Below are 14,930 nucleotides of genomic sequence, written 5' to 3' on the forward strand. Positions count from 1 at the left end.
TTATGAGGTCTAGTAATTTGAGTGACATGGCAAAAAATCTAATACTCTGGGTTGTCATCGCCGTTGTGCTGATGTCAGTGTTTCAGGGTTACTCCCCCTCTTCTTCGTCATCGCAGAAGATGGATTATTCTACTTTCCTAGACAATGTTCGTGATGGACAAGTCGCCAGCGTTGAAGTGAAAAGTGACCAACGTACTATCGAAGGTTCTAAGCGTACTGGCGAAAAATTCACGACCATCATGCCACTGTATGACCAAGATTTAATTAATGATCTTGACCGTAAAGGCATCACCATGAAAGGCCAAGAAGCCGAAGAATCGGGGTTCTTAACCCAGATTTTTATTTCTTGGTTCCCGATGTTGCTGCTGATTGGGGTATGGATTTTCTTTATGCGCCAGATGCAGGGCGGCGGTGGCAAAGGCGCTATGTCCTTTGGCAAGAGCAAAGCCAAGCTGATGAGCGAAGATCAAATCAAGACCACTTTTGCTGACGTTGCCGGCTGTGATGAAGCCAAAGAAGAAGTGAAAGAGCTGGTCGATTATCTGCGTGATCCAACCAAATTCCAAAAACTGGGTGGCCGTATTCCAACGGGCGTGCTCATGGTTGGCCCACCAGGTACAGGTAAAACCTTGCTTGCTAAAGCGATTGCTGGCGAGTCAAAGGTGCCTTTCTTTACCATTTCGGGTTCTGACTTCGTGGAAATGTTCGTCGGTGTCGGTGCATCTCGTGTGCGTGATATGTTCGAACAAGCGAAGAAATCAGCCCCTTGTATTATCTTCATCGACGAAATCGATGCCGTAGGTCGCCAACGTGGCGCAGGCTTAGGTGGTGGTCACGATGAGCGTGAGCAAACCCTTAACCAAATGCTGGTTGAGATGGACGGCTTCGAAGGTAACGAAGGGATTATCGTGATTGCGGCGACTAACCGCCCTGACGTATTGGACTCAGCGCTGCTGCGTCCAGGTCGTTTCGACCGTCAAGTGGTTGTTGGCTTGCCAGATGTTCGCGGTCGTGAGCAAATTCTTAAAGTGCATATGCGCAAAGTGCCACTTTCTGAAGATGTTAAAGCGAGCGTGATTGCCCGTGGTACGCCAGGTTTCTCCGGTGCCGATTTAGCCAACTTAGTTAACGAAGCTGCACTGTTTGCGGCGCGCGGTAACCGCCGTGTGGTCGGTATGGAAGAATTCGAGCGTGCAAAAGACAAGATCATGATGGGTGCTGAGCGCCGCTCTATGGTGATGTCGGAAGCCGAAAAAGAAATGACGGCATACCACGAAGCGGGCCACGCGATTGTGGGCTGTTTAGTGCCAGAGCATGACCCTGTGCACAAGGTCACCATTATTCCACGTGGTCGTGCACTCGGCGTGACCTTCTTCTTACCTGAGGCCGATGCGATTAGCCAAAGCCGTCGTAAGTTAGAAAGCCAGATTTCGGTTGCCTACGGTGGTCGTTTAGCCGAAGAGCTGATCTACGGTAGCGAAAAAGTGTCTACAGGTGCCTCGCAAGACATTAAATACGCGACATCGATTGCCCGTAATATGGTGACCCAATGGGGCTTCTCCGACAAGCTTGGTCCATTACTCTATGCCGAGGAAGAAGGTGAAGTATTCTTAGGGCGTAGCATGGGTAAAGCCAAGGCTATGTCCGATGAGACTGCGACGCTTATCGATGCTGAAGTGAAGGCCTTTATCGACAAAAACTACGGCCGTGCCAAGCAAATTCTGCTGGATAACATCGATATTCTGCATTCGATGAAAGACGCGCTGATGAAGTATGAAACCATTGATTCACTGCAAATTGACGATTTGATGAACCGTCGTGAAGTGCGTCAGCCTGCTGATTGGCAAGCAGATGACAATGGTTCAAATGACAAAGGCAATGGCAAAGGTGAACCTGCGGTTAAAGTCGACGAAGTGGTTAAGTCAGCGCCTGTTGAGTCAGAGCTGAAAGATGCCGATGAGTCACCCGCTAAATAACGTTTGTTAATTGAAAGAGAACCCCGTTAAGGGGTTTTCTTGTTTTATCTTGCTAGAAAATTGACTGCGCTGTCATTCAATATAAATCAGTTACATGAGTGAACTGCGCAGAATACGGATGAAACGCGCTAGCAAGCTGTCCCAAATGGAGTCAATGCGTGTTTGAATTAATTTCTGGAACCAAACGCTTATCCTTAGCTTCGCCCGTAGTCATGGGCATTCTGAATGTTACTCCCGATTCCTTTTCCGACGGTGGAAAGTTTTCTTCTTTTGAACTGGCTTGCCAGCATGCCGATGAAATGGTTGCTCAAGGAGCGCTCATCATCGATATCGGTGGCGAGTCGACAAGGCCTGGGGCGGCCGATGTGAGTGTTGAGGATGAACTCGCACGGGTGGTCCCTTTGGTAGAATATGTCGCGAAACACCATGATGTGTGGATTTCGGTTGATACCAGTAAACCAGAAGTGATGCGACAGGCGGTAAATGCTGGCGCGCACTTAATCAACGATGTTCGGGCGTTATTGGAGCCAGGGGCACTAGAAACTGCGGCGCAGTTGAATGTGCCCATTTGTTTGATGCACATGCAGGGCGCGCCGCGTACTATGCAATCGGCGCCCGAATATCAAGACGTTATTGCCGATGTCTTTAAATTTCTCAATGAGCGTATTCAAGCCTGTTTGGAGGCTGGGATCCCGCGGGAACGGTTGTTAATCGACCCAGGTTTTGGCTTTGGTAAAACCTTAGAACATAACTATGAACTGCTAGCAAAGTTAGAGTGTTTTGCGCAGTTCGAACTGCCGATATTGATAGGTTTATCCCGTAAGAGCATGATAGGAAACCTCCTTGCTAGGCCGACCTCTGAGCGTTTAGCTGGGAGCCTTGCTGGCGCCATGATAGCGGCCCAGAAAGGGGCACATATTATTCGTGTCCATGATGTCCCTGAAACTGTCGATATGCTGAAAGTGTTACAAGCGACACAGGCATATCTATAGAGGCTATTTTTGTTAAGTATTTCATTAATATTATGATCCCAATCGAAGGGACACATTGAAGTTTGTGGGGCGATATGAGCGAACGTAAATTTTTTGGAACCGATGGTATTCGTGGCAAGGTAGGTTCAGGCCAGATGACACCCGAGCTGGCATTGAAGTTGGGTTGGGCTGCTGGACGGGTGTTATCCCGTAGCGGCACTAAGAAAGTAATTATTGGTAAAGATACCCGTATCTCGGGGTACATGTTTGAATCAGCTTTAGAGGCGGGCCTTTCGGCAGCGGGTTTGAATGTGATGCTGATGGGGCCCATGCCAACGCCAGCGGTAGCTTATTTGACTCGTACTTTTCGCGCCGAAGCAGGTGTGGTAATTAGTGCTTCCCACAACCCTTACTATGATAACGGCATTAAGTTTTTCTCAACTGATGGCAGTAAGCTTGATGATAATCTTGAGCTTGAAATCGAAGCCGAATTAGAAAAGCCCTTAGAGTGTGTTGAATCACATCTGTTGGGCAAAGTGTCACGAATTGAAGATGCACGCGGCCGTTACATCGAATACTGCAAAGGTAATTTCCCTGCAGATCACACATTAACAGGGTTAAAAATTGTCGTCGATTGTGCCCATGGTGCAACTTATCACATCGCACCAGCGGTATTTCGCGAGTTAGGCGCCGAAGTGATTGCCATTGGTGATAAACCAAACGGAGTCAATATCAATGACAAAGTTGGCGCAACGTCCATGGCAAAGATTTGTGAAACTGTTTTGGCCGAAAGTGCCGATTTAGGGATTGCGCTCGATGGCGATGGTGACCGAATTATGATGGTCAATAGCAAAGGTGAGGTGATCGATGGCGATCAAATTCTTTATATCCTTGCCTGTGATGCCAAGGCTCGTGGTGTGTTACGCGGAGGTGTGGTTGGGACGTTAATGTCTAACCTTGGCCTCGATTTAGCACTTCAGGCGTTGGATATTCCCTTTGCTCGCTCTAAAGTGGGCGACCGTTATGTGATGGAGTTACTCAAAGAACTCGATTGGCGTATCGGCGGTGAAAACTCGGGGCATATTCTTAACCTCGACCATGGCACGACCGGTGATGGTATTGTTGCTGGTATTTTGGTGCTGGCGGCCATGCGTCGTCAAAATGCAACCTTAGAGCAGTTAACTGCGCCAATGGAAATGTTGCCACAGGTGTTGGTGAATGTGCGTTTTGAAGGCGAACATGATCCATTAAGCTCAGATAAAGTTAAAGCTGCTCAAGCTCAGGTTGAATCACAACTGGGCGCTCGAGGTCGCGTATTGCTACGCAAATCAGGTACTGAACCGTTAATTCGCGTGATGGTTGAAGGTGATGATCACAATGCTGTGTTAGCGCACGCTAATTTGATTGCAGATGCGGTAAAATCGGCGAGCTAATCAAACCAATCTTTAGTCGAGTGCAGCTGATACCGATTAAAAATGAAGGTGTTAGCTGCATTAATGAGCAGGAATAGGGTTTGGCGTGTAAAAAGTAAGCATTCCAACCTAATATCTGAAAAATTTCGAATTTAGCTATTGTAACTTAATAAGTGGTTCGCTATTATTCACGCCGCTTTCAGAGGAGACAGTGATGGCACTCAGACGTCCTATGGTAGCTGGCAATTGGAAAATGAACGGCAGTGCGGCGTTAGCCCAAGAGTTGTTCAAGAAGTTTGCCTCAAAGCTCCAAAATGATTCAGCTGAAGTGGTTTTATGCCCGCCTTCTATCTATCTAGAAAGCGTCAGGCAACTGCTAGAAGCAAACAAGGAAGCGTTAGACGGTTCACTTGTTAGGATGGGCGCTCAAAATTTAAGTCAACATGACTTTGGCGCTTATACCGGAGAAGTTTCGGGTCAGATGCTTAAAGATTGCGGATGCCGATATGTCATTATCGGGCATTCAGAACGTCGCCGTATGTACGGAGAGACGAGTAATATCGTAGCGGAGAAATTTGCCGCTGCACAAAAGCACGGTTTAACCCCCATCTTATGTGTAGGTGAATCGGGTCCAGCACGTGAAGCAAGACGTACCTTCGAGGTGATTGCAGAAGAGTTGGATATAGTGATCCAAAAAAATGGCACTATGGCTTTTGATAACGCCATTATCGCCTACGAGCCATTATGGGCTGTAGGGACTGGTAAGAGTGCGACACCAGAGCAGGCACAAGAAGTACATGCGTTTATACGCAAGCGTCTCTCTGAAGTGTCTCCGTTTATCGGAGAAAATATCAGGATTTTGTACGGTGGCAGTGTGACACCGAGTAATGCAGCAGATTTATTTGCCCAACCTGATGTTGATGGTGGACTGATTGGCGGTGCCAGTTTAAACTCTACCGAGTTTTTAAGTCTGTGTACCATAGCGATGAGCGCATAATATGTATGAAGTTTTAGTGGTTGTTTACTTGTTGGTTGCATTAGGTTTAATTGGCCTAATCTTAATCCAGCAAGGTAAAGGAGCTGATATGGGGGCCTCTTTTGGCGCCGGTGCATCAGGTACCTTATTCGGTTCAAGCGGTTCAGGTAACTTCCTGACACGCACAACGGCGATTCTTGCCATTGCGTTTTTCACGTTAAGTCTGCTGATTGGCAACTTAAGTGCAAACCACGCAAAAAATGAAGATGCATGGAAAAATTTAGGTGCTGATGAACAGGTTACCCAGCCAGTTGATCAAGCAACCGAAAAGTCAGAAACCAAAATTCCTGACTAGTAAAAGGTGTCGCCGAGGTGGTGAAATTGGTAGACGCGCAGCCTTGAGGTGGCTGTGTCCTAACGGACGTGCGGGTTCAAGTCCCGCTCTCGGCACCATAATTAAACTAAGTAAGTCCAAACAAGAACTGACTTAGTTATTGCAAGCAAAGACGATAGTCAATATACTTGCACACAGTTGACGCGGGGTGGAGCAGCTTGGTAGCTCGTCGGGCTCATAACCCGAAGGTCGTCGGTTCAAATCCGGCCCCCGCAACCAGCTCCTAGTAATGAATGTTGTTTAATTCATTATGGTTTACAGGTTCTTGAAGCTAATAACCTCGTCATTACGGGGTTTTTTGTTGTCTGGGACTTTTAAATTTGTCGTATTGTTTACGGCGTTTTACTAGGGCTATTAAGCCCTTTTTTGTTTTTTCGGGGGTCAAATTTGGCAACATTAGAATCCAGACTGGCAGACATGCTCAAAGTGCCTGTGGAAGCACTCGGCTTCCAACTTTGGGGCATTGAATATGTTCAAGCGGGTAACCATTCAGTCCTGCGCGTGTTCATTGATGGTGAGAATGGCATCAATATCGAAGATTGTGCCAACGTGAGTCGCCAAGTCAGTGCTGTGCTCGATGTTGAAGACCCTATTTCTACTGAATATACCTTAGAGGTTTCTTCGCCTGGTGTAGATAGACCGCTGTTCACTGCTGAGCAATATGCGTCCTATATCGGCGAGGATGTCAAGCTTCAACTGACTATGCCTGTCGCGGGCAGTCGTAATTTAAAAGGCGCCATTACTCAGGTTGACGGTCAAATGCTGTCGGTGAAAGTAAATGGTAAAGAGCTGGTTGTCGCCTTGGATAATATCCGTAAAGGCAACATCATCGCAAAGTTTTGATGGTTTCAAGGTGAACGAGGCAAGACAAAATGAATAAAGAGATTCTGCTAGTCGCTGAAGCGGTTTCAAATGAAAAGGCCGTTCCACGCGAGAAGATTTTTGAAGCGCTGGAGACTGCTCTGGCTACCGCTACCAAGAAAAAATACGAAGGTGATATCGACGTTCGTGTTGCTATCGACCGTAAAACTGGCGCTTATGAAACTTTCCGCCGTTGGATGGTGATCGATGACAACGGTGTTGCGTTAGAAAATCCATACCGTGAGATTACGCTGGAAGCAGCACGTTTCGAAGATCCAGAGATTCAACCAGGTGAATTTATTGAAGACCAAATTGAATCAGTGGCGTTCGATCGCATTACTACCCAAACGGCTAAGCAAGTGATCGTACAAAAAGTACGTGAAGCTGAGCGTGCGCAAGTGGTTGAGCAGTTCCAAGATAAAGAAGGTGAGCTGATCACTGGTGTCGTTAAGAAAGCAACCCGCGAAAGTGTAGTTGTGGACTTAGGCAACAATGCTGATGGCGTATTATTCCGTGAAGACTTGATTTCACGCGAATCTTTCCGTCCTGGTGACCGTGTTCGTGCACTGCTTTACTCTGTTCGTCCTGAAGCGCGTGGTGCGCAGTTATTTTTAACTCGCACTAAGCCTGACATGCTGATTGAGCTGTTCCGTGTTGAAGTGCCGGAAATTGCCGATGAACTGATCGAAGTGATGGGCGCGGCGCGTGACCCTGGTGCTCGCGCTAAGATCGCAGTGAAATCGAACGATCGTCGTATCGACCCAATTGGTGCTTGCGTTGGTATGCGTGGGGCACGTGTGCAAGCGGTATCGAATGAACTCGGTGGTGAGCGTGTTGATATCGTATTGTGGGATGATAATCCAGCACAATATGTGATCAACGCCATGGCGCCAGCTGATGTGGCTTCTATCATCGTTGATGAAGACAATCACTCAATGGATATCGCTGTTGAAGCGGAAAGTTTAGCTCAGGCCATTGGTCGCAATGGTCAAAACGTGCGTTTAGCGACTCAGTTAACAGGCTGGGAACTGAACGTGATGACAGTGGAAGACATGAATAAGAAACACCAAGCCGAAAGCGCTAAGGTGAAGAGCTTATTTATGAAATCTCTGGATGTAGATGAAGATTTTGCACAAGTACTGGCTGATGAAGGTTTTACTTCGCTCGAAGAAGTGGCTTATGTACCTGTGTCAGAATTATTGGCAATTGATGGCTTTGATGAGGATCTCGTCGAAGCGTTACGTGAACGTGCTAAGGCTGCGATCTCAACTCGAGCGCTCGCATCCGAAGAAGCACTAGATGGTGTGGAGCCAAGTGAAGAGTTATTAGCACTTGATGGTGTTGAAAGACACTTAGCCTATGTTTTAGCGAGCAAAGGTATCGTGACTCTAGAAGACTTGGCTGAACAAGGCATTGATGATTTGATCGAAATTGAAGAATTGACAGAAGAAAAAGCAGGTGAGCTGATCATGGCTGCCCGCAACATCTGTTGGTTTGGCGAAGAAGCATAAGTCGATCAACAGGGGGATTTAACTGATGGCAGATACTACCGTAGAGAAATTGGCCACGGAAGTGGGTAAAAGTGTTGAACGTCTGATTGAGCAATTCTCTCAGGCCGGAATTAAGAAAGGCCACACTGATAATGTGTCTGAAGCTGAGAAGCAGCAGTTACTGGATTATCTGAAGAAGCAACATGGCGCCGATAATGCGCCGACTAAAATGACGCTGCAACGTAAAACCGTATCGACCCTGAGTGTGGCCGGTAATGGTGGTCAATCTAAAGACGTTAAAGTTGAAGTGCGTAAAACCCGTACTTTTGTTAAACGTGATGTGAGTGACGCAGTGCTTAAAGCGGAAGAAGAGGCTAAAGCCAAAGCAGAAGCCGAAGCGAAGGCCAAAGCAGAAGCTGAAGCGAAAGCGAAGGCAGAAGCCGAAGCTAAGGCTAAAGTGGAAGCAGAGGCGAAAGCGAAGGCAGAAGCTGAAGCGAAAGCAAAAGCGAAAGCAGCAGCGGAAGTGAAAGTAGCCAAAGATATTTCACCAGAAGCTGAAGCAGCTCGTTTGGAAGCTGAACGTTTAAAAGCAGTACAAGAAGCTGCGACTAAACGTAAACAAGACGAAGAAGCCGCCAAAGCGGCAGAAAAAGCGCGTCTGTTAGCAGAAGAAAACTCTAAGCGTTGGGCCGAAGAAGAGCGTCAACGTTTAGAAGCTGAGCGCTATAGCGATCACCATATCACTACCTCTAAAGTGGCTCGCGCTGCTGAAGATTCGTCTGATATGGATGAAGAAAAACGTGGCCGTCGTGCGCGTAACAAAAATACCGCCAAAACCAAACGTGGTGGTAAAGATGCTCGCGATGGTCGCGAAAAACACATGCGTAACCGCAGCACAGCGCCAGAATCAATGGCTCATGGCTTCAATAAGCCAGTTGCAGCCGTTAACCGTGATGTGCGTATCGGTGAAACAGTTACAGTGGCAGAACTTGCTCACTTAATGGCAGTTAAAGCGACTGAAATCATCAAGCAAATGATGAAGATGGGCTCAATGGTTACGATCAACCAAGTGTTAGATCAAGAAACCGCCCAGTTAGTTGCTGAAGAAATGGGCCACAAAGTGGTACTTATTCGTGAAAACGAATTAGAACAACAAGTACTTTCTGAGCGTGACGAAGAAGGCGGCGTGAAGCTTGAGCCTCGTGCACCTGTTGTAACCATTATGGGTCACGTTGACCACGGTAAAACATCGCTCCTTGACTATATCCGCCGCGCGAAAGTGGCTGCGGGTGAGGCCGGTGGTATTACTCAGCATATTGGTGCATACCATGTTGAGACCGAAAACGGCATGATCACTTTCTTAGATACCCCTGGTCACGCTGCGTTTACCGCAATGCGTGCTCGTGGTGCTAAGGCGACGGATATCGTTGTACTCGTTGTGGCTGCCGATGACGGTGTTATGCCGCAAACCATTGAAGCGATTCAACATGCTAAAGCGGGTAACGTGCCATTAATTGTTGCAGTTAACAAGATGGACAAGCCAGAAGCCGATATCGACCGCGTGAAGAGCGAATTGTCTCAGCACGGCGTGATGTCTGAAGAATGGGGCGGAGACAACATGTTTGCCTTCGTATCTGCTAAGACGGGTGAAGGCGTTGATGATTTGCTTGAGGGTATCTTACTCCAAGCTGAAGTGCTTGAACTCAAAGCTGTTCGTGATGGTATGGCTGCTGGTGTGGTTATTGAGTCTCAACTGGATAAAGGTCGCGGCCCTGTAGCAACGATTCTGGTTCAGGAAGGAACGCTGCGCCAAGGTGATATCGTTCTATGTGGTTTAGAGTACGGTAAAATCCGTGCGATGAAAGACGAGAACGGCCGTTCAATCACTGAAGCTGGCCCATCAATCCCTGTTGAGATTTTAGGTCTGTCAGGTGTGCCATCAGCTGGTGATGAAGCTACCGTTGTGCGTGACGAGCGTAAAGCCCGTGAAGTCGCGCTGTACCGTCAAGGCAAGTTCCGTGACGTGAAATTAGCGCGTCAGCAGAAGTCTAAGCTGGAAAACATGTTCGCGAACATGACCGAAGGCGAAGTCAAAGAACTGAACATCGTTCTGAAGGCAGACGTTCAAGGTTCACTTGAAGCGATTACCGACTCCTTAATGGGTCTGTCTACCGACGAAGTGAAAGTAAATATCATCGCTCGTGGTGTAGGTGCACTGACCGAAACCGACGCGACTTTAGCTGCGGCTTCTAACGCGATTATGGTTGGCTTTAACGTGCGTGCCGATGCGCAAGCGCGTAAGACTATCGAAAACGAAAGTGTTGACTTACGTTACTACAGCGTTATCTATAATCTGATTGATGAAGTGAAAGCGGCGATGACAGGTATGCTGTCACCTGAATTCAAACAACAGATTATCGGTCTGGCTGAAGTTCGTGACGTGTTCAAATCACCAAAACTGGGCGCAATCGCTGGTTGTATGGTGACTGAAGGCACCATCAAGCGTAGCGCACCAATTCGCGTTCTGCGTGATAACGTGGTGATCTTCGAAGGTGAACTCGAATCATTACGTCGCTTTAAAGATGACGTTAACGAAGTTCGCAATGGCATGGAATGTGGTATCGGTGTTAAGAACTACAACGATGTCCGCGTGGGTGACCAAATCGAAGTATTCGAAACCGTCGAAGTGGCACGTACACTGTAACGATAAAGAGGGCGGCATTAGCCGCCCTTTCAATTTAATGACATTAGCTATTATGGTAACTCTATTATGGCAAAAGAATTCAGTCGTACACGTCGTATAGGTCAGCAGTTACAGCAAGAGCTGGCTGTTGTCCTACAACGCGACATGAAAGATCCCCGTATTGGTTTTGTGACCGTCAATGACGTTGATGTTTCTCGCGATTTAAGTTACGCCAAAGTCTTTGTCACCTTCTTTGAAGAAGACAAAGAAGTTGTGCAAGAAAAGCTGAACGCGCTGATCGCTGCCGCTCCTTATATTCGCACCTTAGTGGCAGGCCGCATGAAATTGCGCGTGATGCCAGAAATTCGCTTTGTTTACGACAGCTCATTGGTTGAAGGCATGCGTATGTCTAATCTCGTCAGTCAAGTCATCAACAGCGATAAAGCCAAACAACAACAGTTTGGCAGCGTTGAAGATGATGTTGTTGATAATGACATTGACGAGAGCGATGACACCGAAGGTAAAGCGTAATGGCAAGACGTTCAAAGGGCCGCTTTATTGACGGTATTGTATTGTTGGACAAGGCCACTGGCATGAGCTCCAACTTTGCATTGCAACGAGTAAAGCGCTTTTTTAATGCCAACAAGGCGGGGCATACGGGGGCGCTCGATCCACTGGCGACGGGCATGCTGCCAATCTGTTTAGGTGAAGCGACTAAGTTTTCCCAGCATTTGCTCGATTCGGATAAGCGTTATCTGGTCACAGCAAAACTGGGGCAACGTACCGATACCAGCGACTCAGACGGCGAAGTCGTACAAACACGCCCGCTCGAGTTTACAGAGGCGCAGTTAATGTCCGCCTTAGCGCATTTCCGTGGTGATACTTTGCAAGTGCCATCCATGTATTCAGCGCTCAAATATCAAGGTCAACCCTTGTATAAGTATGCCCGTGAGGGGATTGAAGTGCCGCGTGAGGCGCGTCCAATCACTGTCTTTGAACTGAACTTCATCGGTCTAGAAGGCGATGAGCTAACCTTAGACATTCATTGCTCTAAGGGCACTTATATTCGCACTATTATTGACGATTTAGGTGAAATGCTCGGTTGTGGCGCCCATGTGATCATGCTGCGCCGTACTCAAGTTGCACATTATCCCTACGATAAAATGGTCACTCTTGAGCAGCTTGAAGCCTTAGTCGCTAAAGCACAGGAACAACAACTTGATCCAAGCAGTTTGTTGGATTCGTTACTGTTACCTATGGATACGGCGGTTGCCGATTTTCCTGAGGTCAATGTCCCTGATGCGAGTGCAGCTTACTTAATGCAAGGTCAAGCGGTGCGAGTTGCGAACTTAGAAGCAAATAAGCTGGTACGGATTACCTTAGGGACTGCACGTCGTTTTGTTGGTATCGGTGAGATGAATGATGATGGCTTACTGGCCCCGAAGCGTTTAGTCGTTATTCACGACGAACCTAAAGCATCTTAATGGATTTGCTCGGATATTATTCCACCGCTTTTATTGCGCACGCCAAAGATTATGGGTAGAATAGCGCGCCCTCTGGCTGAGTTAGTGATCGGCTAGGGATTCACATTTTATATTTGGAGAGACACATGTCACTAAGTACTGAAGCGAAAGCAAAAATCCTGGCTGAATTTGGCCGTGGCGCAAACGACACTGGTTCAACTGAAGTTCAAGTTGCGCTGTTAACTGCTCAAATCAACCATTTGCAAGATCACTTCAAAGAGCACATTCACGATCACCACTCACGTCGTGGTCTGTTACGTATGGTTAGCGCTCGTCGTAAGTTATTAGCTTACCTGAAGCGTACCGAAGCTACACGTTACAATGAGCTGATCCAAAAGTTAGGTTTACGTCGTTAATCTCTCGTCGATTAACGTAAAAAAGGAGGCTTAGCCTCCTTTTTTATTGCCTAAAATTCAGTATGTTGAACTATATCCTCAGTACATTAGGCACCACGTAATCCATCAATATTACTAATGGTTGCAGTTTGACTGGCAATATATAGCGTCTCAAACTCAGCCTGTGGTAAAGGTTGGCTAAAGTAAAAGCCTTGACCTATCTGGCACTCATTACTCTTAAGCCAATCGAGTTGCAGCTCGTTCTCAATCCCTTCAGCCACAATAGTTAGGTTTAATTGCTTACCTAACATCAAGATTGTTGATGCAATTGCACTATCCTTGGGAAGATCGGAAACAAAGCAGCGGTCAATTTTCATAGTGGTGATTGGCAGATGGCGTAAGTAAGAGAGGGAGGAATAACCAGTACCAAAATCATCTACCGCGATACCAAATCCTGCCGATTTAAGTTGCTCTAATTTGTTGATAGCAAGTTCTATATCATTCATTAATGAGGTTTCAGTAATCTCTATTTCTAATAACTCTGGTTGAATTTGGTATCGTAGCGCCATTTGTTTGATATCAGAGACTAAGCTTGCGTCGGCAAATTGTTGTGAGGCGACGTTAATTGCGATGGGAATGGCATAGTTATATTTCTTCTGCCACTCCCGCAGTACTCGGCAACTCTGCTCTATCACCCAACGACCGATAGGGATAATAATGCCGGTTTCTTCTGCCACCGGAATAAAGGACATGGGACTAATTAAGCGGCCATCTTTTTGCCAACGAATTAAGGCTTCACAACCAGTAATTTTACCTGTTTGCAGATCAAGCTTAGGCTGGAAGTAGAGCAGAAATTCATTATTTTTCAGTGCATCATGTAGTGATGCTTCTGTCCGAAGTCTAACCGCAGCTCGTTCTGTCATTTGCTGTTTGAAGAAAGCCCATTGATTAGAACCTGCCGCTTTTGCACTGTACATCGCAATATCAGCATGGCGGATAAGATCTTCGGCGCTATTTCCATCCTCAGGATAGATAGATATTCCGATAGAAGCCGCAGGGTGAATCGCGTGTTCATTCAATTGGATGGGTACATTAAGTTGCACTAAGAGTTTATCGACAAAGTCAGCAGCTTGGTCAGGAGAGTGAACTGAGTCGGCTAAAATAACGAATTCATCACCGCCTAGGCGAGATACTGTGCCTTTATCACCCACTACACGTTCGAGGATGCGAGCGATACGGGCGAGGAATTGATCGCCAAGGGCGTGTCCTAGGGAGTCATTAATATTTTTAAAGCGATCTAGGTCGATAAACATCAGGGCAAAGCTACGTTTGTGCACTCTAGAGCGTTGGATTGTGACGGCAATTGTTTCGAGCAGTAAAGTACGATTAGGCAATCCGGTGAGTGGATCTCGTGTTGCCATTTTTCGAAGTTTTGACTGAGTTTGACTAAATTGAATTAAGATCTGATTAAATTTCGACGTTACCAGTCCCAATTCATCATCCTTATGGGCATTGGACATGGGCAGGAGGTTTTCGTCAGGTGAATCGGGTGCAATTTTATCGATTGCTTCACTTATCCGGGCTATCGGCTGGGTTAAGAAGCGGTGGAAGACGACAGACAATACCAAGGTGAGCAAAAGCGCACGGGCTAAGGTTGCAAAAAAACTAAACCTGAGTTGGCTAAAGAGGGTATTAGTCAGTTCCTGTGTGTCATAGAAAATAGTCAATGTGCCAATAAGTTGTTGTTTTTGTGTGCCTTCGAAATAGAAGGGACGATACAGTGGGCGTGAAATTTCTTTAAGATCATCAAACAGTTTATTACTGAGGCTTATAAAAGTTTGTGAGCTGGTTTTCTGATTATTACTCACAGACACAAACATGGAACCATCATCGAGTTCGATGACTGCTGAGCCTACATGCTCAACTTTTATTGCACCTTCTAAGGTTTGTCTTGCGAGATTATCATCCAGTGCCCAAACGGCATTAGCAGAGGGTTGTTCTACCGAATCGAGTAATTCCTGTTGAGTGGTAGTGAGTTGATGTTTGGTGGATACCACCACAAGGGCAATTTCAACAATAAAAATAGCGATAGCAAAAAATAACGCAGTAAAAACGACGAGGTTAGTCTGTTTCCAAGTTAGGGATTTAAAACGACCCGTCATTCAGATCTTCCTTTTAATTGTTATTTTTCACCAGAGGGGATTGCCTATATCACTGTAGAGCATAACTCTTTGTTGATTTAACCACTTTAGTGAAAAGATAGCAGTTTGTCATCATTATCTGCTCTTTATCTATGGTTCATAATTGCA

The 14,930-nt window shown here is 46.6% G+C and carries 12 protein-coding genes and 2 tRNA genes; 13 read left to right on the forward strand and 1 reads right to left on the reverse strand.

Annotation, left to right across the window (positions count from 1 at the left end; genetic code table 11):
• The first annotated feature begins 2 nt into the window (after positions 1-2).
• From ftsH to rpsO, 13 genes are all read left to right on the forward strand, one after another.
• A complete protein-coding gene (ftsH, locus tag HG547_RS02205) occupies positions 3-1,976 on the forward strand; it encodes an ATP-dependent zinc metalloprotease FtsH (RefSeq protein ID WP_037429699.1) in 1,974 nt (657 codons plus the stop codon).
• Positions 1,977-2,134: 158 nt separating this feature from the next.
• Entirely contained in the window at positions 2,135-2,968 is an 834-nt protein-coding gene (gene folP / locus HG547_RS02210; RefSeq protein WP_169546870.1) for a dihydropteroate synthase, read from the forward strand.
• Between the two features lie 74 nt (positions 2,969-3,042).
• The gene (glmM, locus tag HG547_RS02215) at positions 3,043-4,380 is read left to right on the forward strand and encodes a phosphoglucosamine mutase (RefSeq protein ID WP_047535342.1); all 1,338 of its coding nucleotides are present in this window, start codon (positions 3,043-3,045) and stop codon (positions 4,378-4,380) included.
• Positions 4,381-4,573: 193 nt separating this feature from the next.
• Positions 4,574-5,356, forward strand: coding sequence for a triose-phosphate isomerase (tpiA, locus tag HG547_RS02220; RefSeq protein ID WP_011071430.1), 783 nt, complete (start codon positions 4,574-4,576; stop codon positions 5,354-5,356).
• Between the two features lies 1 nt (position 5,357).
• Positions 5,358-5,690 carry a preprotein translocase subunit SecG gene (gene secG / locus HG547_RS02225; RefSeq protein WP_011716140.1) on the forward strand — a complete coding sequence of 111 codons (333 nt, stop codon included), beginning with the start codon at positions 5,358-5,360 and terminating at the stop codon, positions 5,688-5,690.
• A gap of 11 nt (positions 5,691-5,701) precedes the next feature.
• A tRNA-Leu gene (locus tag HG547_RS02230) sits at positions 5,702-5,788 on the forward strand.
• A gap of 83 nt (positions 5,789-5,871) precedes the next feature.
• A tRNA-Met gene (locus HG547_RS02235) sits at positions 5,872-5,948 on the forward strand.
• Positions 5,949-6,116: 168 nt separating this feature from the next.
• A complete protein-coding gene (gene rimP, locus HG547_RS02240; protein ID WP_037415241.1) occupies positions 6,117-6,572 on the forward strand; it encodes a ribosome maturation factor RimP in 456 nt (151 codons plus the stop codon).
• 29 nt (positions 6,573-6,601) lie between these two features.
• Positions 6,602-8,101: a transcription termination factor NusA gene (gene nusA / locus HG547_RS02245; RefSeq protein ID WP_169546872.1), complete on the forward strand. Its 1,500-nt coding sequence runs from the start codon at positions 6,602-6,604 to the stop codon at positions 8,099-8,101.
• Between the two features lie 25 nt (positions 8,102-8,126).
• Positions 8,127-10,784, forward strand: a complete 2,658-nt coding sequence (gene infB, locus HG547_RS02250) for a translation initiation factor IF-2 (protein WP_169546874.1) — start codon at positions 8,127-8,129, stop codon at positions 10,782-10,784.
• Between the two features lie 66 nt (positions 10,785-10,850).
• Complete coding sequence (rbfA, locus tag HG547_RS02255; protein ID WP_037415260.1) at positions 10,851-11,294, forward strand: 30S ribosome-binding factor RbfA; 444 nt, start codon at positions 10,851-10,853, stop codon at positions 11,292-11,294.
• Positions 11,294-12,247, forward strand: a complete 954-nt coding sequence (gene truB / locus HG547_RS02260; protein WP_037429691.1) for a tRNA pseudouridine(55) synthase TruB — start codon at positions 11,294-11,296, stop codon at positions 12,245-12,247. The genes rbfA and truB overlap by 1 nt, the downstream gene beginning before the upstream one ends.
• Positions 12,248-12,372: 125 nt before the next feature.
• Entirely contained in the window at positions 12,373-12,642 is a 270-nt protein-coding gene (gene rpsO / locus HG547_RS02265) for a 30S ribosomal protein S15 (RefSeq protein ID WP_037415266.1), read from the forward strand.
• 86 nt (positions 12,643-12,728) lie between these two features.
• Here rpsO and HG547_RS02270 read toward each other — a convergent pair whose 3' ends face one another.
• Positions 12,729-14,783 carry an EAL domain-containing protein gene (locus tag HG547_RS02270; RefSeq protein ID WP_047535359.1) on the reverse strand — a complete coding sequence of 685 codons (2,055 nt, stop codon included), beginning with the start codon at positions 14,781-14,783 and terminating at the stop codon, positions 12,729-12,731.
• Positions 14,784-14,930: the final 147 nt, after the last annotated feature.

The organism is Shewanella sp. DNRA4, assembly GCF_012843185.1.
In the GTDB taxonomy this organism is placed as follows: Bacteria; Pseudomonadota; Gammaproteobacteria; order Enterobacterales; family Shewanellaceae; genus Shewanella; species Shewanella xiamenensis.

Coding starts and splice junctions, on each gene's coding strand:
- HG547_RS02270 (WP_047535359.1), bottom strand. CDS start 14,783: ATGACGGGTCGTTTTAAATCCCTAACTTGGAAACAGACTAACCTCGTC.
- nusA (WP_169546872.1), top strand. CDS start 6,602: ATGAATAAAGAGATTCTGCTAGTCGCTGAAGCGGTTTCAAATGAAAAG.
- truB (WP_037429691.1), top strand. CDS start 11,294: ATGGCAAGACGTTCAAAGGGCCGCTTTATTGACGGTATTGTATTGTTG.
- secG (WP_011716140.1), top strand. CDS start 5,358: ATGTATGAAGTTTTAGTGGTTGTTTACTTGTTGGTTGCATTAGGTTTA.
- rbfA (WP_037415260.1), top strand. CDS start 10,851: ATGGCAAAAGAATTCAGTCGTACACGTCGTATAGGTCAGCAGTTACAG.
- infB (WP_169546874.1), top strand. CDS start 8,127: ATGGCAGATACTACCGTAGAGAAATTGGCCACGGAAGTGGGTAAAAGT.
- glmM (WP_047535342.1), top strand. CDS start 3,043: ATGAGCGAACGTAAATTTTTTGGAACCGATGGTATTCGTGGCAAGGTA.
- ftsH (WP_037429699.1), top strand. CDS start 3: ATGAGGTCTAGTAATTTGAGTGACATGGCAAAAAATCTAATACTCTGG.
- tpiA (WP_011071430.1), top strand. CDS start 4,574: ATGGCACTCAGACGTCCTATGGTAGCTGGCAATTGGAAAATGAACGGC.
- rpsO (WP_037415266.1), top strand. CDS start 12,373: ATGTCACTAAGTACTGAAGCGAAAGCAAAAATCCTGGCTGAATTTGGC.